This window comes from Paraburkholderia dipogonis (assembly GCF_046027395.1).
Taxonomy (GTDB): Bacteria; Pseudomonadota; Gammaproteobacteria; order Burkholderiales; family Burkholderiaceae; genus Paraburkholderia; species Paraburkholderia dipogonis_A.
In genome coordinates this window covers 85,946-109,124 of sequence record NZ_JAQQEG010000012.1, presented here as the reverse complement: position 1 = coordinate 109,124, position 23,179 = coordinate 85,946, and the positions used below count along the sequence as shown (strand labels likewise).

The 23,179-nt window shown below is 63.1% G+C and carries 18 protein-coding genes; 13 read left to right on the top strand and 5 right to left on the bottom strand.

Going from position 1 to position 23,179, the window contains the following annotated elements; translation table 11 throughout:
* Positions 1-6: 6 nt before the first annotated feature.
* On the bottom strand, positions 7-1,257 hold the full coding sequence (locus PQR32_RS14275; protein ID WP_408227511.1) for a ribulose-bisphosphate carboxylase large subunit family protein: 1,251 nt from the start codon (positions 1,255-1,257) through the stop codon (positions 7-9).
* Positions 1,258-1,837: 580 nt separating this feature from the next.
* On the opposite strand from PQR32_RS14275, the gene uxuA reads away from it, so the two are divergent.
* Genes uxuA through iolB form a run of 3 tightly spaced genes read left to right on the top strand, consistent with a single transcriptional unit; the run spans position 1,838 to position 5,262 of the window.
* The gene (gene uxuA / locus PQR32_RS14270) at positions 1,838-2,896 is read left to right on the top strand and encodes a mannonate dehydratase (protein WP_408227508.1); all 1,059 of its coding nucleotides are present in this window, start codon (positions 1,838-1,840) and stop codon (positions 2,894-2,896) included.
* A complete protein-coding gene (locus tag PQR32_RS14265; RefSeq protein WP_408227505.1) occupies positions 2,883-4,376 on the top strand; it encodes a mannitol dehydrogenase family protein in 1,494 nt (497 codons plus the stop codon). Before uxuA ends, PQR32_RS14265 begins: the two co-directional genes overlap by 14 nt.
* Before the next feature lie 55 nt (positions 4,377-4,431).
* Positions 4,432-5,262: a 5-deoxy-glucuronate isomerase gene (gene iolB, locus PQR32_RS14260; protein ID WP_408227502.1), complete on the top strand. Its 831-nt coding sequence runs from the start codon at positions 4,432-4,434 to the stop codon at positions 5,260-5,262.
* 16 nt (positions 5,263-5,278) lie between these two features.
* On the opposite strand, the gene PQR32_RS14255 is transcribed toward iolB, so the two are convergent.
* Complete coding sequence (locus PQR32_RS14255; RefSeq protein WP_408227499.1) at positions 5,279-6,274, bottom strand: LysR substrate-binding domain-containing protein; 996 nt, start codon at positions 6,272-6,274, stop codon at positions 5,279-5,281.
* 188 nt (positions 6,275-6,462) lie between these two features.
* On the opposite strand from PQR32_RS14255, the gene PQR32_RS14250 reads away from it, so the two are divergent.
* From PQR32_RS14250 to PQR32_RS14205, 10 genes are all read left to right on the top strand, one after another.
* Positions 6,463-7,629, top strand: a complete 1,167-nt coding sequence (locus PQR32_RS14250) for a M24 family metallopeptidase (protein WP_408227496.1) — start codon at positions 6,463-6,465, stop codon at positions 7,627-7,629.
* 89 nt (positions 7,630-7,718) lie between these two features.
* The gene (locus PQR32_RS14245; protein WP_408227493.1) at positions 7,719-9,104 is read left to right on the top strand and encodes an MFS transporter; all 1,386 of its coding nucleotides are present in this window, start codon (positions 7,719-7,721) and stop codon (positions 9,102-9,104) included.
* Between the two features lie 308 nt (positions 9,105-9,412).
* The gene (locus PQR32_RS14240) at positions 9,413-10,114 is read left to right on the top strand and encodes a FadR/GntR family transcriptional regulator (RefSeq protein WP_408227490.1); all 702 of its coding nucleotides are present in this window, start codon (positions 9,413-9,415) and stop codon (positions 10,112-10,114) included.
* Positions 10,115-10,266: 152 nt separating this feature from the next.
* A complete protein-coding gene (lhgD, locus tag PQR32_RS14235; protein WP_408227487.1) occupies positions 10,267-11,463 on the top strand; it encodes an L-2-hydroxyglutarate dehydrogenase in 1,197 nt (398 codons plus the stop codon).
* A gap of 153 nt (positions 11,464-11,616) precedes the next feature.
* The gene (locus tag PQR32_RS14230) at positions 11,617-12,828 is read left to right on the top strand and encodes a porin (protein WP_408227484.1); all 1,212 of its coding nucleotides are present in this window, start codon (positions 11,617-11,619) and stop codon (positions 12,826-12,828) included.
* 42 nt (positions 12,829-12,870) lie between these two features.
* Positions 12,871-13,629: a ribonuclease activity regulator RraA gene (locus PQR32_RS14225; protein WP_408227481.1), complete on the top strand. Its 759-nt coding sequence runs from the start codon at positions 12,871-12,873 to the stop codon at positions 13,627-13,629.
* A gap of 143 nt (positions 13,630-13,772) precedes the next feature.
* The gene (locus tag PQR32_RS14220; protein WP_408227479.1) at positions 13,773-15,110 is read left to right on the top strand and encodes an MFS transporter; all 1,338 of its coding nucleotides are present in this window, start codon (positions 13,773-13,775) and stop codon (positions 15,108-15,110) included.
* A gap of 73 nt (positions 15,111-15,183) precedes the next feature.
* Positions 15,184-16,287: an Ldh family oxidoreductase gene (locus PQR32_RS14215; protein WP_408227477.1), complete on the top strand. Its 1,104-nt coding sequence runs from the start codon at positions 15,184-15,186 to the stop codon at positions 16,285-16,287.
* Positions 16,288-16,391: 104 nt separating this feature from the next.
* On the top strand, positions 16,392-17,993 hold the full coding sequence (locus PQR32_RS14210) for an aldehyde dehydrogenase (NADP(+)) (RefSeq protein ID WP_408227474.1): 1,602 nt from the start codon (positions 16,392-16,394) through the stop codon (positions 17,991-17,993).
* Positions 17,994-18,004: 11 nt separating this feature from the next.
* A complete protein-coding gene (locus PQR32_RS14205) occupies positions 18,005-19,537 on the top strand; it encodes a methyl-accepting chemotaxis protein (protein WP_408227471.1) in 1,533 nt (510 codons plus the stop codon).
* 141 nt (positions 19,538-19,678) lie between these two features.
* Here PQR32_RS14205 and PQR32_RS14200 read toward each other — a convergent pair whose 3' ends face one another.
* The 3 genes from PQR32_RS14200 to PQR32_RS14190 form a co-directional block, all read right to left on the bottom strand.
* The gene (locus tag PQR32_RS14200; RefSeq protein ID WP_408227468.1) at positions 19,679-20,851 is read right to left on the bottom strand and encodes a fumarylacetoacetate hydrolase family protein; all 1,173 of its coding nucleotides are present in this window, start codon (positions 20,849-20,851) and stop codon (positions 19,679-19,681) included.
* Positions 20,852-20,897: 46 nt separating this feature from the next.
* The gene (locus PQR32_RS14195) at positions 20,898-22,118 is read right to left on the bottom strand and encodes a glycoside hydrolase family protein (RefSeq protein ID WP_408227465.1); all 1,221 of its coding nucleotides are present in this window, start codon (positions 22,116-22,118) and stop codon (positions 20,898-20,900) included.
* Between the two features lie 143 nt (positions 22,119-22,261).
* Positions 22,262-23,155 (bottom strand): helix-turn-helix domain-containing protein, encoded by an 894-nt coding sequence (locus PQR32_RS14190; protein ID WP_087647998.1) that lies wholly within the window; start codon positions 23,153-23,155, stop codon positions 22,262-22,264.
* Between the last annotated feature and the right edge of the window lie 24 nt (positions 23,156-23,179).

The window sequence follows — 23,179 nt, the reverse complement described above, 5'->3', positions numbered from 1 at the left end:
GGCGGTTCAGGCTGCAAAAGCGCCGAGCGCTCGGGCGAGCGCGGGCCGTGCGCGCGCATAGTCGTCGAGTGACACGCCCTCGATCGCCGCGGCCCACGCCTCCTTGATACTTTCCACACCCGACGCGATCCCGTCGGGATGGCCGAGAATTCCGCCGCCGCACGCATAGATCAGATCCGTCGACTTCATCGCGCGATAGGTGTCAAGCGCCTGCCAGACCGTTTGCTTCGACGAGAAAACCGGCATGACGGGCCAGGCGGGGCCGCTGTCGGCGAACACCGGCGCAACGCAGGCCTGCGCCGAGCGCACCACCGATTCGTTCGACTCATAAAACTTGTTGTCCAGGCCGTTCACGTGGATGTGGTCGGCGCCAGCGATCCGGAACAGCTTGTGCCATGCGCGAAAGTCGACGCCGAAGCCCGGAGCCCGGCTCATCGTGCCGAAACCATTGCGGTGCCCATGAATTGGAAGCTGCGAATGCCGCCGCAAATGAGCCAGCGCCGGCAGGCCGATCCAGTTGAGGCTGACCATCACGCAGTTGCCCCCGGCCGCGAGAACCTTGTCGTGACGACGCAGCATTTCATCGACTTCGCCTGTAATGTTGAAGGCGTACATGACCTGGCGACCCGTACGTTCGGTATAGCGGCGCAGCCTGTCGAGAACGGCGTCGACGCGCTGATCGAACGGACAGTGCGGCGGATCCGCCATGAGTTCGTCATCCTTGATGAAGTCGATGCCGCCATCGGCGAGCCGCTCCACTAGCGACGCGGTTTCGTCGGGCGTCAAGCCGACGCTCGGTTTCACGATCGTGCCGATGATGGGCATGTCTTCGATCTGCGTTATCCGCCGCGTACCTTCCACGCCGAATTGCGGACCCGGGTAGGCATCGGCGAGCACCGAGGGCAACTCGACATCGACGAGCCGCAGCGCGCTGACCGACTGTACGTCGAAGATATTGCCGGCAAAGGTGGCGAGCATGTTCGGCAGCGACGTGCCGGTGTTCTCGAGCGACCACGATAGCTTGACCTGGCAGCGGCGCACCGCCGAGGCCGACGGGTGAGCAATGGAACCGGCCAGGGGCGTTTCCACCTCCACGATTTCATCGATGCGCGCGCCGTGAAGCTCGGCAATCGAAGCGCGTTCGCCAGGAATTGCAACAAATGTGGCCGTGGACGACTCGCCGGCCATCTCGGCCGCGGCATCCTGCGGATCCAGCGAGGTTTCGATCAGGTATCGAGCAGCAAATCGGTGTGACACAGTAGTCTCCGCGTTTAAGGGCGATGACTATATGAAATATTATTTTTCAATATGCGTCAAAGAAAATTTAATTTTATTGGGGTTTTTCGGGGTATGCCCTACGTTCGCCACGGAATTCTTTACGCAGCGCGAACATCCGGGTCGGCACGTCAGACAACACGGAATTGGCCGCGGTGCATTGTTAGCGATAGCGATTCGCCCGCGTCGCGCAACATGTTTTATGTCGAGGACTCAGGGCCTGCGGGCCATCGACTTATGTAACAGCAGCCGTTGGCCGAGCGAGAGGAAGACGGGGAACTGAACGCCTCGCGCGTGCTATTTCTGACAGCATATGGGGCGGCAACCTTGCGGCTCAATGTATTCCATAATCGTATAGATAAAGCATTATTCTTCATTATAAAAGCATGTCGATCGCCGCTAGTATGCAGAGTCCTGGCTGCGCCCTCGCGTGAACCCGACAGGCGCACGGTGTCCATCCGCCGCGTCGCCGCGCTGGGCCGATGCGGAAGGACTAACCAACCATTCACTGATACGCAGCGTCGTCGAAAGCGAAGCGAGCGTGTGGGGAGGAGACTCGAACGTGAAAATGACCTTTCGCTGGTATGGCGACACGGACCCCGTGCCGCTCGCTTATATCCGCCAGATCCCCGGCATGGTCGGGGTCGTCTCGGCGATCTATGACGTGCCTGTGGGCGAGGTGTGGCCAATCGACAGGATCCTGTCGCTGAAGGAGAAGATAGAGGCTCACGGCCTGACGCTGGAAGTGATCGAAAGCGTGCCGGTGCACGAGGACATCAAGCTCGGCAAACCGACGCGCGACACGCTCATCGCCAACTACGGCCAGACGCTGCGTCACCTCGGCGCCTGCGGCGTGAAGGTGGTCTGCTACAACTTCATGCCGGTTTTCGACTGGACCCGCACCTCGCTGGAAATGCACCTGCCCGATGGATCGACGACACTCGCGTTCGACACACAAGCGATCCGCGAACTCGACGTCAGCCAGGGTATCCAGCTGCCCGGCTGGGACGCGAGCTATCGGCCCGAGCAGTTGAGAGCCCTGCTGCGCGACTACGAAGCGCTTGACGAGGCCGGTCTTTGGGCCAATCTCGACTACTTCCTGCGCGCGATCATTCCGGTGGCCAAAGAAGCCGGCATCAAGATGGCGATCCACCCCGACGATCCGCCGCGGCCGATTTTCGGGCTGCCGCGCATCGTGAAGAATCGCGCTGACCTGCAGCGCGTGCTGGCTATCGTCGACGATCCCGCCAACGGCCTGACGCTGTGTTCGGGGTCGCTGGGCGCGGACCTGCAGAACGATATTCCGGCACTGGTGCGCGAGTTCGGCGCGCGTGGCCGGATTCATTTTGCCCACCTGCGTAACGTGCAAACCAATGCGGCGGGCGATTTTCATGAGACCTCGCATCGCTCGGCCGACGGCTCGCTCGACATGGCGGAAATCGTCAAAGCCTATTTCGAAACCGGCTTTGAAGGCTATGCAAGGCCGGACCATGGGCGAATGATCTGGGGCGAAACGGGCCGCGCCGGCTATGGGCTGTTCGACCGCGCGCTGGGTGCGGTCTACCTGAACGGCATCTGGGAAGGCCTCGCCAAACATCCGGCCTATCATGCGGCTGAGTAATGCCGCCCTGGCTTCGCTCGCGGCGCGCGCTGCTGGCGAAGTCGTCGTTCCCGCCTACGATCGCGCGAGCCTTGCACCGGGCATTGTCCATCTGGGCCTCGGGGCGTTTCATCGCGCGCACCAGGCCGTGTACACCGAGCACACGTTGCGCGCTGGCGATCACCGCTGGGGCATCGTCGGCGTGTCGTTGCGGCGTGCGGACACGTCGGAGGCGCTCACTCCGCAAGATCATCTGTATGCCGTGGATGTGCGCGACGGCACCGCGGATTCGTTCCAGGTGGTCGGTGCGCTGATCACTTCGCTGGTCGCGCCGCAGTCGCCCGCCGCCGTGCTCGATGCGATGACCGATCCGCGCTGCCATATCGTCAGCTTGACGATCACCGAGAAAGGATATTGCCGCAATCCGGCCAGCGGCGCATTGCAGTTCGATCATCCCGACATTGCCCATGATCTGCGCGAGGCCGCCGCGCCGCGAAGCGCGATCGGCTTCGTCGTGCGCGCGCTGGCGCTGCGCCGCGCGGCCGGTCTGGGCCCGTTTACCGTGCTGTCGTGCGACAACCTGCCGTCCAATGGCGACACGATGCGCGCGTTGACGCTGGCGTTCGCGCGCAAAGCGGATCCTCTGCTGGCCGACTGGATCGAACTAGAGGGCGCATTTCCCAACACGATGGTGGATCGGATCGTGCCGCTCACCACCGACGCCGATCGCATGCGCGTCGCGAAGCAGCTCGGTGCCGACGATGCGTGGCCGGTGATGACCGAGCCGTTTTCGCAATGGGTGATCGAGGACCGCTTCGCGGGACCGCGGCCGGCGTGGGAGTGCGCAGGCGCGACGCTCGTGGGTGACGCGCGTCCCTATGAGCAGGCCAAATTGCGGATGTTGAACGGCGCGCATTCGGCGCTCGCCTACCTCGGGTCGCTGATCGGCTATGACACCGTCGATCAGGCGATCGACGCGCCGGCGGTGCTGAACTTTGTCGAAAGCATGTTGCGCGACGAGGTGGAGCCGACGCTGTCACGACCCGCTTTGGCCACCTATCGCGCTGAACTGTTCACGCGTTTTCGCAACACCGCGCTAGATCACCGCTTGCAACAGATCGCGACCGACGGCTCGCAGAAACTGCCACAGCGCTGGCTGGAAAGCGCGCGCGCCAACCTGAAAAGCGGCGCGCCGACCGAACGTCTTGCCTTTGCGCTGGCCGGCTGGATCGCATACCTCAGCGGTCAGGACGAGACAGGGCGCACCTACGCGATCGCGGATCCCCTCGCCGACACACTGACCGAAGCGGTCCGTTCGACCTTGTACGCGGATGCCGTTGATGCGGTACAAGCACTGTTCGAAATCGAGTCGATTTTCGGATGCGATCTGCGTGAACAGCCGCGCTTCGTCGCGCAAGTCGCACGCCATCTGGCGGCGATTCGCGCACAAGGCGCCGTCAAAGCCATGGATGCTTGTACCGCCTCAGGCCATCCCACGTAGCCGCAGCGACCGCCGCGTTCTGCCGGGTAGTAGCCCTAAATAACTGGAGGAAGACATGAGCGACTTGCTCGTCAAACCGTCAAAGCATGCCGAAGACGGCCAGATCATCCATATCACGCCGGCGAGCGCCGGCTGGAAATACGTCGGCTTCGATGTTTTCGACCTGAAGGTCGGCGCCACGGTCACGCAGGATACAGGCAATCGCGAAGTCGTGATCGTGCTCGTCAAGGGGCACGCGATGGTCGGTTGCGAAGGACTCGCGAGCCGCGCAATCGGCGCGCGGATGACGCCGTTCGATGGCGCGCCGTGGTCGATGTATGTGCCGCCGCATACGCGCTACACGATCGTGGCGACGGATCATGTCGAACTCGGCATCTGCTCCGCGCCCGCGAAAGGCGGTCTGCCGCCGCGCTTCATTGCACCTGACGAGATCAAGCAGGAAACCCGCGGCGCCGGCGCCAATCTGCGTCACGTGCGCCACATCCTGCCGGAAAGCGAGCCGGCGGAGAGCTTGCTGGTGGTGGAATCGGTGACGCCTGCGGGCAACTGGTCGAGCTACCCGCCGCATCGCCACGATACCGACGATGGCGAGCAGCAGACTTATCTCGAGGAAACCTATTACCACCGTGTCTCGCCGCCGCAGGGCTTCGCGATTCAGCGGGTCTATACCGACGACCGCAGTCTCGACGAAACGCTCGCGGCGTACGACAAGCATGTGGTGCTGGTGCCGCGCGGCTATCACCCGGTTGCCGCCGCGCACGGCTACGACCTCTACTACCTGAATGTGATGGCCGGTCCGCGCCGCACCTGGCACGTACACAACGAGCCGGCTCATGAATGGCTACTACAACCCGGCGCAAGCGTCGCGACGGACGGCGCGCGCTGAGTCCCGTTGCTGTAGGTCAATCGCTGTCGGCGTCGGGGCCTTGGGTGTCGAATCCGGCCGCCTCGCGCAACGCTTGCAGCATCGCCCTCGCGCCCGGCGAAAGCCGTTCGCCGCGCCGTGTGACGATGCCCGCCGGTCCGAGCTTCAGATCGAGTTCGAACGGTAGTGGTTCGAGTGCACCGGCAATGCAATACGGTCGCACCGGCTCGCGCGCAAGCGGCGCAATCATATCGCTCATCTGCAGCAGACTCGTGATGACAGTCAGCGACGAGCTCTCGACCACATCCGTCGGCAACGCGAGCTGCCGTTCGAGAAAAAGTTGCGTGATCTGATTGCGCATCACGTTGCCTTTCGGCGGCAAGATCCACGTTTGCGGCGCCAGATCGTTCCAGCTCAGAGTCTTGCGCTTGACGAGCGGATGGCCAACGCGCGCGAACAGCGCGTGCTGTGCTTCTGCGAGCGGGGCGTAGTGCAGTTCCGCCAGATCGTCCGGATTGCGGATTCGCGCGACGATCATATCCAGCTTGCCTTCCTGCAGACGCTGCACCAGCACCTCGCTGAACTCCATCTCGATGTTGATGCGAATCTGCGGAAAGCGCTTCTTGAGGAGCGCCACCGCTTGCGGCACGAGGTTGGTGGCCGCCGTGACCTCGGTGCCGATCATCGCCTGCCCGGTCAGGCCGGCTTTGAGCGCGGACACTTCGTCGTACGCGTGTTGCAACTCCGCCAGCACGCTGCGTGCATGGCGGATCAGCACCTCGCCGTACCAGGTGGGCTCGACACCGCGCGGATGCCGTTCGAACAATGGCACACCCATCGTGTCTTCCAGTTCCCGCAGCAACTTGGTCGCCCCGGGCTGCGTCATGTGCGCGGCGTCCGCCGCGCGCAACACCGACCGATGGATGTCGAGCTGAACGATCAGGGCCAATTGGCGTGTCTTCAGACGCGTGGGGTCGAAGCGGCCCGCCGCGATGGCCCCCGCGCTATTGTCCGGATGAGTGGCCGAACTCACGATGTTGTCTCCACGTATTCCTTATCGATATAGATGTTGCGTTATTTTTCATTATAAAAGCATATCGATCGATTCTACTATGCGGAAGATGTCCTGCATTCCACGGCGGGACGGATTCCCATCACGGGCATCGAGACCGGCTGCACCTAGCCTCCGCGTAGGCAGCCGCACAGGAGACGAAGAACGCAATGAACACCCGTACCGCAGACATCCCGCCGGAAGGCATCACCACCGACGAGTTCCTCGGCCGCGTCGCCAAGGTCCGCAGCGCACTCGACAAGGCGGGCCTGGTCGGCCTGCTCGCCTTCGGGGATTGCTGGCGTGGCGCGAACATCGGCTACTTTACCGAGTTCCGTCCGCTCGACGGCGTATCGGACATCGCCAACGCGATCCTGCTGCTGCCCGTGGACGGCGACCCCGTGCTGTTCGTGTCGGATCAATGCTTAGACTACGCGACGAGCGTGACTGCCTTCGAGGTGCGCAGCCTGCGTGAAGTCACGCAACAGGTGCAGGCATTTTCGGCGCGGCACCGTAGCGGCACAGTCGGCCTCGCCGGCGCCGCCTATATCCCCGCGGATCTGTTGAAGCGCCTGAACGCCGGTCTCGGCGAACTGAAGCTCGAACCGACGATGGTGCTGGCCGAAATCAAGGCGGTCAAGAGCGACGCCGAAGTGGCGCTGATGCGCAAAGCCGCCGCCTTGACCGATTCGGCGATGGCCGCGATTCGCGATGCGCTCGCCGACGGCCGTCCCTACACCGAGCGTGAACTCGCTCTAATCGCTGACCGCGCGATGCTCGCGGGAGGAGCAGACCGGACCGCGTTCGATTCGATGGTGCAATCCGGTCCGCGCTCGGCGTATAACCTGGCGCGCCCCACCGACCGCATCCTGCAACCGGGCGACCTGATCATGACCGACATCGGTGCGCGTTATCGTGGGTACGTGGCCGATGGCGGACGCGGTTTCACCTACGGTCCGGCGAATCCCGAGAAGATGGCGATCGTCGCGGCAGCGGCGCGCGCGGTCGAAGCGGGGCTTGCCGCGGCTCGTCCCGGCATGGCGGCGATGGAACTGAACGCGGTGATCCAGCAGGCGCTGGTGAAATCGAACTACGAGCAATACTCGAGCGAAGCGCGCGGCCATGGCACCGGTCACGGCACCGGCATGGACCCGGAAGAAGAAGCGCCGTGGATCGGACCGGGCAACAAGACCGTGCTGCAGGAAAACATGGTCTTTACCCTGAAGGCGACGATCACGGTGCCGAACGTCGGCGGCTTGCGCACCGAACGTATCGTGCGGTTGACCTCGGGCGGCGTCGAAACGCTCGACCAATTCCCGATGGAACTGCACTGGTGAGCATAGGGTATTTATCGTAATGTGCCGGCGGACCCGCGCCGCCGACACGCAGCAGTTCAAAACATAGATTCCCAGAGAAGGGAGGAGACATGAATACATCGCCCGTTTCACCCGGCAACGCGCCGGTTATCAGCCGTTCGGCCGTCAACCGTGTGCTGGCCGCTTCGGTGGTCGGGACCGCCATCGAGTGGTACGACTTTTTTCTCTATGCCACCGCTTCGGCGCTGGTTTTCGCCAAGCTGTTCTTCCCCTCGTTCGATCCGGTGGTCGGCACCATCGCGGCGTTCGGCAGTTTTGCGGTCGGCTATCTCGCACGGCCTTTCGGCGCCGTGTTTTTCGGGCACTTTGGCGATCGCATCGGACGTAAGGCGACGCTCGTCGCGACGCTGACGATCATGGGCGTCAGCACCTTCGTGATCGGCCTGCTGCCGACTTACGCCTCGATCGGCGTCTGGGCGCCGATCCTGCTGGTGGCGATGCGCTTCCTGCAAGGGCTCGGCGTCGGCGGCGAATGGGGGGGCGCGGTGCTGATGGTGGTCGAAACGGCGCCGGCCAGGAAGCGAGGCTTTTTCGGCGCGTTCCCGCAATTGGGCGTGCCGCTCGGGCTGATGCTCTCGACCGCGGTGTTCAAAGCCGTGTCGAGTATGCCGTCGGACGCGTTCTATTCATGGGGATGGCGCCTGCCGTTCCTGCTGAGCGTCGCGCTAATCGCGATCGGCCTGTTCATCCGCCTGCGCGTCATGGAGTCGCCGGTATTCGAACAGATCAAGGCGAGCAAGCAGGTCGTGAAGGCGCCGCTGGTCGAATTGCTGCGCCGGCATCCGAAAGACCTCGTGCTGACGATCGGCACGCGCTTCGCGGTCGACATCACCTTCAACGTGATCAACGTGTTCGTGCTGGTCTACGGAACGACGCGGCTCGGCTTGTCGCGTGGACTACTGCTGAACGCCATCATTGTGGGCTGCGCGTTTGCGCTGATCACGCTGCCCTTGTTCGGCAAACTGTCGGACGTGATCGGACGCCGGACCGTCTTCATGCTCGGCGCGGTGTTCGTGGCGATCTATGGATTCGCGTTCTTTCCGTTGCTTGAGACGCGCAATCCGACCTTGATTTTCGTGGCGTACGTCTGCGGTATCGCGTTGAGCCAGGCGTCGGTGTACGGCGTGCAATCGACGTGGTTTGCGGAACTGTTCGGCACGCGGGTGCGCTACACGGGTGCGTCGCTGCCGTATCAGATCGCCGGCATCATCACGTCAGGACCGACGCCATTGATCGCCACGTATCTGTTCGCCACATATGGCCAGACGCTGCCCATTTCGATCTATATCGCGGCGACAGGGTTGCTGAGCCTGGTGTGCGCGTTTTTCCTCGCCGAGACTTTCAGGCGGGACCTGTCCGCGGAGCCGGAAGACGAAGCGGCCGCAGCGCTGGGCGCGCGTGCATCCGCGCACTCGCCGCATCCCGTGCCGCGCTGAGCGCAAATCGATCCGGCTGCAATGCCGTGTATGACCTGGCCGTTTGCGGCGCCGGAGCGGCGGCCGTCGAGTCGCTGACGCGGGGTTGAATGGACGCCTCATTGGCCAGGTCAATCGCGGATCGCATACAGGGGCGGCGGTTAGGGACGGCGGCACGGCCGGTCAGGTGGCGTGCACAGTCTGCGCCTGCGGCGCAGCGCTGAAGAGCAGGTTATGCGTGGTCGGGGAGCGTGGGAATTCGGCCACCGCTTGACACTGTCCGGGTAACTCGGTATTGTCTGACAACCTGATCAAACGAGATCCTGTTGATGCTTGAGCTTGAACGTCCCGATTCGCTTGTGCAGCGTGTGGTGAGCGCACTTCGCGCGGAAATTGATGCTGGTCATTTTCCTGCCGAGTCGCGTCTGCCAACGGAGCAGCAACTGTCGGAACGGCTCAACGTGAGCCGCTCAGTTGTGCGCGAGGCAATCGCGCAGCTGAAGTCGGACGGCGTACTGGTTGCCCGGCGCGGCGCAGGGTCGTTCATTTCGCAAACGCCATCGGGCACGGTTTTCCGGCTGCCGAGCGGCGGCAAGCAGAAGCTGGATCTTGCGCAACTGTTCGAAATGCGTCTGTGGATCGAAACCCAGGCGGCAATGACCGCGGCGCGCCGACGTACCCCGGAAGATCTGAAGCGTATGAGCGATGCGATCCGCGAGATGGAAAAGAAACGCCTTGATTTCGACGCGGCTTCCGCGGCTGATGTCGCGTTTCACCGGGCCATCGCCGCAGCCACCAAGAACGAGTATTTCGTCGCGTTCCATGATTTCCTGCGCGGCCAACTGGTGGCGGTGCGTCGTGCGCAGTGGGCCAACACGGCGAGCCACGCGGGCGACTACGCGCGCCAGGAGCACGGCGAGCTGTACGAGGCTATCGAGCGCGGCGACCATCGGGGTGCCGCCGAGTCGGCTGAGCGGCATCTGCGCGCCGCAGCCAAACGCCAGAAGATCGAGTTACCCCCTAGCGATTGACGATAGCGGGCTCGAGCGCGGACCTTCGCGGCTCCGCGCTCAAGTCCCCGGCGCGATCTCTTTTTTTTGGCTACTTAGTCTGACAACCTGATAAGCGGACGAGAAAGCGTTTAGCATGCTGAATCCGCAAAGTAGAAGCGAAGAAGAAAAACATGATTTATGACTTTTGCATCATCGGTGGCGGCATCGTCGGTCTCGCGACGGCGATGGAGTTGCTGCAACGGGAGCCCACGGCCTCACTGCTGCTGCTCGAGAAAGAGACCACGCTCGCGAAGCATCAGACCGGGCACAACAGCGGCGTGATTCACGCGGGCATCTACTACCAGCCGGGCAGTCTGAAGGCAGAGTTGTGCAAGCGCGGCGCCGAGGCAACCAAGCAGTTTTGCACGGAGCATGCGATTCCGTTCGACGTGTGCGGCAAGCTGCTGGTCGCGTCGAATCCGCTCGAGCTGTCGCGCATGGAAGCGCTGTACGCGCGCTCGCAACAGAACGGTTTGCGCGTCGAGCGGCTCGACGCCGCCGAGTTGCACCGCCGTGAGCCGAATATTGTTGGTCTGGGTGGCCTGTTCCTCGATGCGACCGGGATCGTCGATTACCGTCAGGTATGCGAAGCGATGGCGCGCGTCATCAAGAAAGCAGGCGGCGAAATTCGCCTCGGCACGCAGGTCACGTCGATTGCCGAGTTGGGCGATTACGTCACCGTCGGCGCCTCGGAGGAACAGCAATGGCAGGCGAAGAAGCTGGTGGTCTGCGGCGGCCTGCAATCGGACCGGCTAGCCAGGCTCGCGGGCGTGAAAATCGATCACCAGATCGTGCCGTTTCGCGGCGAGTACTACCGCTTGCCGGCCTCGAAAAACGACGTGGTGCGTCATTTGATCTATCCGATTCCCGACCCGGATCTGCCGTTTCTCGGCGTGCATCTGACGCGGATGATCGACGGTAGCGTGACAGTCGGACCGAACGCGGTGCTCGGTTTCGGCCGCGAAAGCTATCCGAAGCTTTCCGTGAATCTGCGCGACGTCGCCGAATATGCCGCTTTCCCCGGCTTCTGGAAAACCATCTGGCGCAACCTGGGCTCCGGCATGGGCGAGATGAAGAACTCGCTGTTCAAGCGCGGTTATCTCGAGCAATGCCGCAAATACTGCCCGTCGCTGACGGTCGACGATCTGCTGCCCTATGAAGCCGGCATTCGCGCGCAAGCCGTGATGCGCGACGGCACGCTGGTGCACGACTTCCTGTTCGCCGACACGCCGCGCATGGTGCACGTGTGCAACGCGCCTTCGCCGGCCGCGACCTCCGCGATGCCGATCGGCTCAATGATCGCCGACCGCATTCTGAAGGCCGCATAACTGACTGGCACACCCATCGGCACGCTCATTGAACAACACCGTTTCCGCCGACGAGGACGGTCGTCGCCTCGTTGGATTTTCTGTTGTGTCCGCCGTGCATCGGCAAAGCGCAACTCCTCTCTGCATTGAAAAAAAGTGACTGGAGACCTCGCAGTGCATAAGTCCCTCGCAACCTCCTCGAAACCTCTCGCCGCACACGTGGCATTCGCATTCGCCGCGCTTGCCGCTGCGGGAGCGCCGGCAGCAGTTCACGCGCAAAGCAGCGTGACGCTATACGGCATCATTGACGAGGGCATCAACTACACGAGCAACGTACAAACGAGCCCGGGCCGAGGCCACAGCCAGTACAGCCTGTCGAGCGGCATTCTGAGCGGCAGCCGTTGGGGCCTGCGCGGCAATGAAGATCTGGGCGGCGGGATCAAGGCGATCTTCGTGCTCGAAAGCGGTTTCGACGTGAACAGCGGCAAGATGGGCCAAGGTTCGCTGCTGTTCGGCCGCCAGGCGTATGTGGGGGTTTCGAGCCCGTACGGCACGGTCACGTTTGGCCGTCAGTACGATCCGGTGGTCGACTACATCCATCCGCTGATGCCGAGCGCGATGTTCTCGGGCAGCATCGGCGCGCATCCGGGCGACCTCGATAACCTCAACAACACCAATCGCGTGAACAACGCGGTCAAGTACCGCACGGCCAGCTATGGAGGCTTGACCGCGGAAGGCATGTATAGCTTCGGTGGCGTGCCGGGCAGCATGGCCGGCAACCAGATCTACTCGCTCGGCGCCGGTTACGCTCGCGGGCCGCTCACGGTCGGCGTCGGCTACCTGAATGCGCGCAATCCGAATGCCTCTTTCTTCGGCACGGCAGTCGGCGCGACGGCGGCCACCAACAACTTCGGCAGTTCGCCGGTGATCAATGGCTATGCCTCGGCGCACAGCGAAGAGATCATCAGCGCCGGCGCCACCTACGTGATCGGCGCGGCGACCCTCGGCGGGATTTACTCGAACACGAAATTCAAGCATCTGAGCGGCGCCGTGTCGCCGCTCAATCCGGCCGGCGTGGGCGGCACCGCGAGCTTCAACAGCGCTGAAGTCAACTTCCAGTATCAGTTGACGCCGGCGCTCTCGTTCGGCGCAGCCTACAACTACACCGACGGCGGCGGCGCGAATCACGCGAAATATCAACAGGGCTCGCTGAGTGCCGACTACATCGTCTCCAAGCGTACCGATTTCTATCTGATCGGCGTTTTGCAGCACGCGTCGGGCACCGATTCGACCGGGCGCGCAGCGCGCGCCTCGCTCAATGGCCTGACGCCTGCGTCGGGTAACCAGCAGGCGACGGTCCGTTTCGCGATCCGCCACAAGTTCTGACGCCCGGCCGGCCACCACTTCACCGAAACCAGGAGTAAATCTGTGACCTCAGCGACCGCAGTGACTATCCCGAGTCCGCTCACTGACGAGAACCGCGCCCGCTTGCGCAACGTCAGCACGGCGACCTTGACCACGGCGCTTTTCAAGCGCGGCCTTCACAACGTTTGCGTGCAAGGCGTGCTGCCGGTCAACCCGGCGGCCGCGCGCATGGTTGGCGAAGCCTATACGCTGCGCTACATTCCGGCCCGCGAGGACCTCGATCACATCGGCGTGTTCTCGGACCGCAGCCATCCGCAACGCCGCGGCGTCGAGGAGATTCCACCTGGTCACGTGATGGTGGTCGATTCGCGCAAGGACGCGCGCGCGGCCTCGGCAGGCGGCATTCTGATCACGCGGATGATGATGCGCGGCGTGGCCGGCGTCGTCACCGACGGCGGCTTTCGCGATACACCGGACCTGCAGAAGCTCGACTTTCCATGCTATCAGGCGCGGCCGTCGGCGCCGACCAACCTGATTCATCACCATGCCGTCGATCTGAACGTGCCGATCGCGTGCGGCGACGTGGCGGTGTATCCGGGCGACATTATCGTCGGCGATGCGGAAGCCGTTGTGGTGATTCCGGCGCATCTGGCCAACGAGATCGCTGAAGAGGCCGCAGCAATGACGGTATTCGAAGACTGGGTCGACGCACAGGTGCGTGCTGGCCGCTCGACCTTCGGACTGTACCCGCCGGACGAAGCGACGCGCGCCGACTTCGAAGCATGGAAGAAGAGCCCGTCTGCAAACGGGTCTGGACTATAAGCAGGGAAACGGTGACCTGTGCCGCGCAATGATGCAGTCGCGCGAGCGCAGGTGGCCGCTCTAACAAATGATTCCGTGCGGCGAGGCCGTACGAAACCACTCGCATCAGCATTTACGACGGACCGCGCAAAAGGCGGTCCGGCATGGAGACGACAGTGACCGATCGAAGCAGTGAAGACCAACTTTTTACGCGCATAGCGTGGCGGCTCGTGCCGCTGCTGATTGCGATTTTCCTGGTCGCGTATATTGACCGCGCCAATATCGGCTTCGCCAAGCTGCAGATGCTGAGCAGCCTGAAGATGAGCGAGGCGTCGTACGGCTTTGCGTCGTCGCTGTTCTTCATCGGCTATCTGGTATGCGAGGTGCCGAGCAATCTGCTGATGCATCGCTTTGGCGCGCGCCGCTGGATTTCGCGGATCATGTTCACGTGGGGCGTCGCGACGCTGCTGCTCGCGTGGACGCCTTCAGCATTGGCCTTCCAGATCCTGCGCTTCTTGCTCGGCGCTGCGGAAGCCGGCCTTTATCCGGGGATCATCCTTTATCTCGGCATGTGGTTTCCTGAACGGCAGCGCACCGGCATCATCGGCTTGCTGACGCTCGGCAGCAGCATGGGCAACATGCTCGGCTCGCTGATCGGTGGCTTCTCACTGGAGCTGCATGGCGTAGCCGGCCTCGCCGGCTGGCAGTGGGTGTTTCTGACCACCGGCACGCCTGCCGTGCTGCTCACCTTCGTCACGCTGTACTGCCTGCCAGATGGCCCGCAGTCCGCCAACTTTCTGACGGCCCGCGAGAAAGATGTCGTCGAAAGCCGGCTGCGCGCGGATCCGCCCGCCGCCCGTCTTGCCGGCGGCAGTGGCTGGTCATTGGCCGCGCTCGTTACGGTGGGGCTCTTTAGCGTCGGGTACGGAACCATCTCTATCGCGATCTACGGCATCGCCTACTGGCTGCCGACCCTGGTCAAAGGCTTCGGTGTGACGAGCAGCGTCAACGGCATGCTCAACATGATTCCGTGGTTCATCACATCGCTGATGCTGCTGTGGTTGCCGCGCCGTCTGAAAACGCCGCGCCGCGTGCTGATCGCCGCGTTCTGCGCAGCATTGCTCGGCATTCTGTGCTTCGTCGCCAGCGTGGGCCCGTTCAGCAACGCGGTGCGTTTCGCAGCGCTCTCGCTCGGCGCACCGTGTCTGTATCTGATGATTCCGTGTTTCTGGGCATTGCCGCCGCGCCTGCTGCCGGCCTCATTCATGAAGGGCGCGGGCGGCGCGGCGGCGCTCGCGGTGATCGCGGCGGGCTCGAGCGTCGGCGGTTTCCTTGCGCAAAACATCATGCCGTGGGTCGGCAAGGTAACGGGCAGCACGTCCGCGCCGATGCTCGTGCCCGCCATTAGCCTGCTGTTGCTCGGCACCGGCGCACTGGTGGTCTGGTTGCGGCTTGGTCTCGCGGGCCGCGGCGGACCGGAGTCCATGTCCACAGCGCAATAAGTTTTCACGCTTAACTTAACGCAACGCGTCGGCCATTTTTTTCAATTCAATTCTTTCGTTTAGCAGGTCAGTCATGGCAGACACTATGCCCCGCGTCGGGGCCGCAATCGCACGGCAGCAAATCGAGGTCATTCTTGAAGCTTGGGGCATGTCGCCCGGGCAGGTCGCGGCTTCGGCCGACATCCTGATCGATTCCGATCTGAAGGGTATCGACTCGCACGGCATCTCGATGCTGATGTTCTACGACCAGTTGTATCGCGCCGGTCAGATCGACATAAAGGCGAGCGCGCGCATCGTGCGCGAAACCGCGACCACGGCGCTGATCGACGGCAATGCGGCGATGGGACACCCCACGTCGCGCATGGCGATGGAACTCGCAATCGAGAAAGCGCTGGCGTGCGATATGGGCGCGGTCTCCGTGTTCAACTCGCAGCATTTCGGCGCGGCGGGCTACTACGCGGAAATGGCGGCTGAACGCGGACTGATCGCGATGGTGTCGTGCTCGACCCGGCTTGCAACGGTAGTGCCGACTTTCGGGGCAGAGCCGATGCTCGGCACCAATCCGTTCGCCTTTGCCACGCCGGCGGGCCGGCATCCGCCCGTGATTCTCGACATGTCGACCAGCGTGGTCGCGTCGAACAAGGTCAAGGTGTACGCGTTGCAGGGCAAGCCGTTGCCGCCGGGCTGGGCGCTCGACGCGAACGGCAACCCGCTGACCGATTCGGCCGAAGCCTACCGGCTGCTGTTCGAGCGCCTCGGTGGCGGCCTCGCGCCGTTGGGCGGCGACGGCAAGACTCTCGGCGGTCACAAAGGCTACGGCCTCGGTTTGTTCGCGCAGATTCTCGGGAGCACGCTGGGCGGCGGTTCGTTCTCGCCTGTGCGGAACCGCACGCAAAGGAGCGACGAGCCGGACAACATAGGCCATTTCTTCCTTGCTATGAATCCGGCGGCGTTCCGTCCCATCGAGGAATACCACGCTGACCTCGACGCGGTAATCGATGCGCTGCGCGAAAGCCAGCCCGCCGACCCGGCGCAGCCCGTATTGATCCCTGGGGACCCTGAACGTCTGACGCGCGCGGAGCGCAGCGAGCAGGGCATACCGATGCCCGATTCGTTGCGCGAGAAGATCCGCGAAGTCGCACAAGCGGCGGGTGCGCCGTTCCTGCTGACGGTTTGATTCCGGCGCTTTTCAAGCGGCCTTCACCTTCAACCTGTTTCCGGCGCAGCCACGACGCGGCAGGTGGGCGGGCGCCGGTCTCCGCCATTTCCCAGGAAAAGCTAATGACAACAACCGTTCTCGGCTACAACTACATCGGCGGCCAGCGCAGCGCGCGTGGCGACGTCACGTTGCACAGTCTGTCGGCATCGACTGGGGAGACCTATCCGGTGGCCTTCGCGCAGGCGACCGACGAAGAAATCGACGCTGCGGCAGAGGCCGCGGCTGCCGCGTTTGCGCGTTATCGTGCGGTGCCCGCGAGCACCCGCGCGGACTTTCTCGACGCGATTGCTGCGGAGATCGACGCGCTTGGCGACGATTTCATCGCCGAGGTGATGCGCGAAACGGCGCTGCCCAACGGCAGGATTGTCGGCGAACGCGCACGCACGAGCAATCAGATGCGCCTGTTCGCGGCGGTCCTGCGCCGGGGCGACTTTTACGGCGCGCGCATCGATCGGGCCTTGCCCGAGCGGCAGCCGATTCCGCGTCCCGATCTGCGCCAGTACCGGATCGGTGTCGGCCCGGTCGCAGTGTTCGGCGCGAGCAATTTTCCGTTGGCGTTCTCGGTCGCGGGCGGCGATACTGCATCCGCGCTGGCGGCTGGCTGCCCCGTGGTGGTCAAGGCTCATTCCGGCCATCTTGTCACAGCCGAATACATGGCGGACGCAATCGAACGGGCGGTGCAAGGCACCGGCATGCCGGCGGGAACCTTCAACATGATCTACGGCGAACGCGTCGGCGCGCACCTCGTGCAGGCGCCCGGCATTCAGGCGGTAGGCTTCACCGGCTCACTGCGTGGCGGACGTGCGCTATGCGATCTCGCGGCGGCTCGCGAGCAGCCGATTCCGGTGTTCGCGGAGATGTCGAGCGTGAATCCGGTGTTCCTGCTGAATGGCGCACTGGAGGAGCGGGGATTGGCGATCGCCAATGAACTGGCGGCCTCGGTAGCAACCGGTTGCGGGCAGCTTTGCACGAGCCCGGGTCTTGTGCTCGGCATACGCTCGGCAAGCTTCAGCGCGTTTGTCGACCATCTCGGCCGCGCGATCGAGCGGCAGGCGCCGCAGACGATGCTGAACCCGGGCATCTTTGCGAACTTCAACGCGGCGGTCGAACGCGCCGCTGCACAGCGCGGCATCCGGTTGCACGCGTGCGCCCGAGGCGACGCCCGGCAAGCCGCACCGCAACTGTTCATGGCGGACGCGAACCTCCTGTTCGATCGAAGCCGGCCGCTCGAAGAAGAAATCTTTGGACCGGCGACGATCGTCGTCGAAGTCGATGACGCTGACCAGCTATTGCGCTTTGCATCGGCAATGCGCGGTCAACTGACGGCCACGCTGATCGCCTCGTCCAATGATCTGCGGTCGCATCGCACGCTGATCGAGCGGCTCGAGGAAAAGGCTGGCCGTCTGCTCGTGAACGGCTATCCGACCGGCGTCGAAGTGTCGGACGCGGTTGTCCATGGTGGACCGTGGCCCGCCACATCCGATGCGCGCGGCACCTCCGTCGGCACGCTCGCCATCGACCGCTTCCTGCGGCCGGTGTGCTACCAGAATTACCCGGACGAACTGCTGCCCGACGCGCTGAAGAATGCCAATCCGCTCAAGCTGATGCGGCTCGTCGATGGAGAAATGACGCCGCGTCCGCTCGACGGTTCGAGCGCCCGTTGAGGATAAACACGATGCCAAAATTGTCCATACGCGCGCGACTTGGCGCCGCGATACTTTTGCTGTCGGTGCTGCTGATCGTCATCGGCGCGCTCGGCGTGACCGGTATGGCGCGCAGCAACGACGCCAATCGCGAGACGTACGAAAACCGGCTCGCCAGCACGCGGCTGATCGGCGATGCCGAACTGTCGATCAGCCGTGAGCGGACGACCGTCGACCGGATCGCCTTCGATCCCACAGCACCGACCGTCGACAAAGACGTGGCCACTTACCGCATGCTCAAAGGGCAAGGCATGGAGGCCTGGACGCAATACCTGGCTCTGCCCGCCACGTCGACTGAAAGCAGTCTTGCTGCAGTGGTCAACGCAAAGCGCAGCCAGGTGCAGAATGACCTCGATGCTTTCGCGGATTCGGTCAAGGGCATGGACGGCGCGGCGGTCAAACTCGCGTTGAAGAAAATTGCTTTGGCCAATACCGACTATGTCACGGCAAGTGCGAATCTCAAGCAGCTTCAGCGCGACGAAGCGAAGGCGCGGTACGCTGGTGCAGAAGCCGGTTTCCGGCTTTTTCGCGCAATAACGGCCGGTACCGCCGTGCTCGGCCTGCTCGCCGGCGCGTTGACGTTCATGTCGCTGCGCCGCGCGATCAGCGGTCCGCTCGACGAGGCGCGGAGACACTTCGACCGGATCGCGGCGGGTGACCTGTCGCAACGAATCGAAATTCGTTCAAGCGATGAAATGGGCGCGCTGCTACAGGGTCTTTCGCAGATGCGCGACGGTCTCGCGAACACGGTAAATGCTGTGCGCCACGCGAGCGACACCATCGCAACAGCCGCGCAGCAGATCGCCTCGGGCAACCTCGATTTGTCTTCGCGCACGGAACAGCAGGCGGCGTCATTGCAGGAAACGGCGGCAAGCATGGAGGAGCTGACCGGCACGGTAAGGCAGAATGCCGAGAACGCGAGCCAGGCGCTGACGCTCGCGACCAGCGCCACGGAAACGGCCCACCATGGCAGCAGCGCGGTGGAGGGGGTGGTAGCGACGATGGCCGAGATCGATCAGAGTTCTGCACGCATCGGCGACATTATCGCGATCATCGAAGGAATCGCGTTTCAGACCAATATCCTTGCCCTCAATGCGGCTGTCGAAGCCGCGCGTGCGGGCGAGCAGGGGCGCGGATTCGCGGTGGTGGCCTCCGAAGTGCGCACGCTTGCGCAGCGCTCGTCGGCGGCGGCCAAGGAGATCAAGGAACTGATCGAGACGTCGAGCGGAAAAGTGCAGGCGGGAGGCACGCTGGTGAACGAGGCGGGCGGCCGCATGCAGGCGATTCTCACCAGTGTGAAGCGCGTGGCCGATATTATGGGCGAGATATCGGCCGCTTCGTCTGAGCAAAGCTCGGGTATCGAACAGGTCGCTCACGCGGTAGCGCAGATGGATACCGCGACTCAGCAGAATGCCACACTGGTCGAGCAGGCGGCGGCAGCGGCGCAGTTGCTTGAGCAACAGGCGCGGCAGTTGAAGGAAACGGTCGCGGTGTTTCGCCTCTAGACAAGCGACCACACCGCCACCCCAAGCGCACCTGTACATAAAAAAGTGCGCTCGGCCGCGTCAGCACGACGCGACAGACCGCCTTCGACCGACCGTCACCGACGGTCTCGCGGAAACTTTCTTATCACGCTCAGCGCGGATTTACGCATTGCTTACCTGCCCCACGGCGCGGGCAAGCGCCCGCCGTTTTGCAAGGGCCTCGTATAGAGCGCGCACGCCGAATCGCCAGGGCGCGATCTCGGTTGACGACTGCACGGTGTTGACAAGTGCGCCGAGCTCCGGCGTTGCAATCGTCACCTTGTCCCCGAGGTGATGCGTGAAGCCGCTGCCCGGAGCATGCCGGTCCTCAATCGGAGAGAACATCGTACCGAGGAACAGCATGAAGCCGTCGGGATACTGGTGATGCGGCCCGGCAGTCTGGGCCACGAGTTCCTCTGGGTCACGGCTGATCTCGCGCATGTGGCTCACGCCTTCGAGAATGAATCCGTCGTCCGCGCCTTCTATCCTGAGCGACACGCTGGCCGCCCGCACCGAGTCCATCGTGAAGCGATCATCGAACAACCGGATAAAAGGACCGATCGCGCATGAGCCGTTGTTGTCTTTCGCTTTGCCGAGCAGCAACGCACTGCGGCCCTCGATGTCGCGCAGATTGACGTCGTTGCCAAGGGTTGCACCGACGATCGTTCCGCGGCTGTTTACCGCCAGAACGATTTCCGGCTCGGGATTGTTCCAGTGGGAGGCCGGGTGAAGCCCGACGTCCGCGCCGTAGCCGACTGCCGACATCGGTTGAGACTTGGTGAACACCTCTGCGTCAGGCCCAATGCCGACCTCCATATATTGCGACCATGCGCCGCGCCGTTCCAGTTCCCGCTTCAGACTGTCGGCAGCTGGCGTGCCGGGGCGAATCCTGGAGAGATCCGTGCCGATCAGTTGCGCGATCGTCGCGCGCACAGTGTCGGCTTGCGTCGCGTCGCCGGCAGCCTGTTCTTCAATGACCCGTTCGAGCAGGCTCACGGCAAAGGTCACGCCGCATGCCTTGATGGCCTGAAGATCGCATGGCGCGAGCAATGCCTGGCCGATGTTCTCGACGGGACCGAGCGCCTCGCCCTCGACGTGACGCGCAAACTCTAACAGGTCCACGCGCTCGAACAGATCGGAGGTCGTCGGCACCGACGCCGTGATGTCGAAGACCCGACCGGCACGAACAACGACGACCGACGGCCCGTCTATCGGCGCGTTTCGCCAGATGCGTCCGACCAGCAGGGCATCGGGTAGGTCAGCAGGTACGAAATGCGGAAGATCGTTCGATATCATGGATGGCCTGGCTAGCGAAAGTTGGGAACCGCGAGGGAGGTACGCTTCAAGCGAGCGATACGCGTTGCGTGTCGGGCCGAAGCCTGCCTGGCAGCATCACGCGACTCAGCGCTTCGGCGAAGAAGAAATCGCCGAACATCGTCGCGCCGTCGACGCCTTCATTGTGCGGCTTCGAATAGCAGGAATTCCTCAGGAGTCCGCGCTGCGCAGGTTCGTAGGCAAACTCGTCACGACATAGAGCTTCGAGCATCGCAAGTCCGTGTTCGCGCCAGCGAACCGCATCGGCAGGATCGGGATGCAGACGGCCCATCTCGATCAGCGCTGACGCCATCACCGCCGCTGCGGCAGTGTCCTTGATTTCCACGTCCGCGCCAGTGGCGTCGAAATCCCACGGTGGCACCGGACGTCCATCGAGCCGGCGCAGATAGTACGCCGCTAGCCGCCCTGCAAGATCCAGCCAGACGCGCTTGCCGGTTTCACGCGCCGTGTTCACGTAGCCATAGACGGCCCACGCCTGGCCCCGGCTCCACGCCGATTCGTCGAACGCGCCCTGAAACGTGTAGCCGCGCCGGCGCACACCGGTTGTCACGTCGTACTCGACCGCGTGGTAAGTCGAATCGTCGGGGCGGATAAACGCCTTCGCGGTCATGACGGAGTGCGCTTCGGCGGCGAGGCGATAACTGCCGTCCCCGGAATGGTTCGCCGCCCAGTAAAGCAACGATAGATTAGCCATCGTGTCGATAGCTGAGGCGCTGCGTCCGCGCGGATCGTCGAGCGGGCCCCAGGAAGCGAGATAGGCGCCGCTGCGCGTGGTGACAAGACGCGCGCGCAATTTGTCCGCGGCTTCCATTGCAATTTGCGCGTACCACGGGTCGCGGGTGATTTCATAACCGGGGACGGCGCTGCTGTCGAAGATGAAGCCAATGTCGTGCGTGTTAGGGTCCTGCGCGCGCTGCGCGACGAGGCGCATGCGCTCGCGGGCCCACGAGAGGTATTTGTCCTCGCCGGTGTGCAAATACGACGTCAGCAGAAGTCCGACCCAGAACCCGCAAAACCAGTTGCCGTGGCTCCATGCTGAACCGCTGTAGCCCGCGGACAGCGACGCCGGAAGCAGCACCCACTTTCCATCGGGCGCCGTGATCTGAGGGAATTCGACGCCGAGCGTCGGCTCGTCCTCTGCAACTTTGGCCGCCATGCGATCGAGGATACTGGTGAAGAGGGCGGACCGGTCAGAGGACAGCCCTTGGTCTTGGTACGAAGCATTCACGCCTTTGTCTCCTGATTACTTTCACGTTTCCCGAGTGACGGGGACACGCAAATTCTAGGAGTGCGGCGGTTCTGGCAGTTAGGACGAAGTGCGGCTTATGTTGGACTTTTCTACTCGCACCGGACGTCTGTCGCGCCACTGCTTCAGATGCTCAGTTTTTCCAGGCTGCGGCGAAAGTCGATTGGCGAGCGGCCCGTATGCTTGCGAAAACATCGGCTGAAGTAGGCCGGGTCGTCGAAGGCAAGCTGTGTTGCGATCTCCGCCACATTGACCTCGGAATGCAGCAACAGACGCTTCGCTTCCAGCATCACGCGTTCACGAATCAGCTTGGCCGCGGTGCTGCCGAGCGCCTGGCGCGTTGCATCGTTCAGCGCGCGTTCCGTGACGTTCAGCAGGCATGCGTAGCGAGCGACGTCGTGGATCGTGGTGAAATGTTTTTCCAGCAGGCTTTTGAAGCGTCGCGACAACAGCACGCTACGCGACGAGTTGACCTCGGTGACGGCGTCGCCGCCCAGGCGCGCGGATTTGATTAGCAGAACCCGCAGATATGACCAGATCACGTCCTCGTAGCCTGCCTCTTCACCCTGATATTCCGCATTGATTCCATCCAGCACACGATGAAGGTCCTGAGCCTGTGCGTCGCTCATATAAACCGTGTTCGGAATTCGCTCGAAATCGTAGACGGGAATCTCGGTCTGCGAATGGCGGTTCTGCACCTTGAACGCGAAAAATTCGGACGAGAAACTGATCGCGTGCCCGACGGTGTCTTCGGACAACGCGAAATCGTGGATCTGGCCGGGGGCCATGAAAAACAGCGTATTGGGCCGCACCTCGTAGCGAATCGAGTCGATGATGTGGTGACCGCTGCCCGACTCGACCCAGACGATGTGATAGAACTCGTGCCGATGAGGATACGGCAACGTCGATTTCATATCTTCGAGAGGCGCGAGATGAAAATCGATCGACTTGATTCGCGACCCATACTCGTAGTGGGCGATCTTGAAAACCGGCAACTCACAACCACAACCGCTAGGCATCTGATTTGTCTCCTGCATCCAGCG

Excerpts from the sequence above, each read along its gene's own strand:
- PQR32_RS14265 (WP_408227505.1), top strand. The coding sequence starts at position 2,883 with ATGCGGCTGAGTAATGCCGCCCTGGCTTCGCTCGCGGCGCGCGCTGCT.
- iolB (WP_408227502.1), top strand. The coding sequence starts at position 4,432 with ATGAGCGACTTGCTCGTCAAACCGTCAAAGCATGCCGAAGACGGCCAG.
- PQR32_RS14250 (WP_408227496.1), top strand. The coding sequence starts at position 6,463 with ATGAACACCCGTACCGCAGACATCCCGCCGGAAGGCATCACCACCGAC.
- PQR32_RS14245 (WP_408227493.1), top strand. The coding sequence starts at position 7,719 with ATGAATACATCGCCCGTTTCACCCGGCAACGCGCCGGTTATCAGCCGT.
- PQR32_RS14240 (WP_408227490.1), top strand. The coding sequence starts at position 9,413 with ATGCTTGAGCTTGAACGTCCCGATTCGCTTGTGCAGCGTGTGGTGAGC.
- lhgD (WP_408227487.1), top strand. The coding sequence starts at position 10,267 with ATGATTTATGACTTTTGCATCATCGGTGGCGGCATCGTCGGTCTCGCG.
- PQR32_RS14220 (WP_408227479.1), top strand. The coding sequence starts at position 13,773 with ATGGAGACGACAGTGACCGATCGAAGCAGTGAAGACCAACTTTTTACG.
- PQR32_RS14215 (WP_408227477.1), top strand. The coding sequence starts at position 15,184 with ATGGCAGACACTATGCCCCGCGTCGGGGCCGCAATCGCACGGCAGCAA.
- PQR32_RS14210 (WP_408227474.1), top strand. The coding sequence starts at position 16,392 with ATGACAACAACCGTTCTCGGCTACAACTACATCGGCGGCCAGCGCAGC.
- PQR32_RS14205 (WP_408227471.1), top strand. The coding sequence starts at position 18,005 with ATGCCAAAATTGTCCATACGCGCGCGACTTGGCGCCGCGATACTTTTG.
- PQR32_RS14200 (WP_408227468.1), bottom strand. The coding sequence starts at position 20,851 with ATGATATCGAACGATCTTCCGCATTTCGTACCTGCTGACCTACCCGAT.
- PQR32_RS14190 (WP_087647998.1), bottom strand. The coding sequence starts at position 23,155 with ATGCCTAGCGGTTGTGGTTGTGAGTTGCCGGTTTTCAAGATCGCCCAC.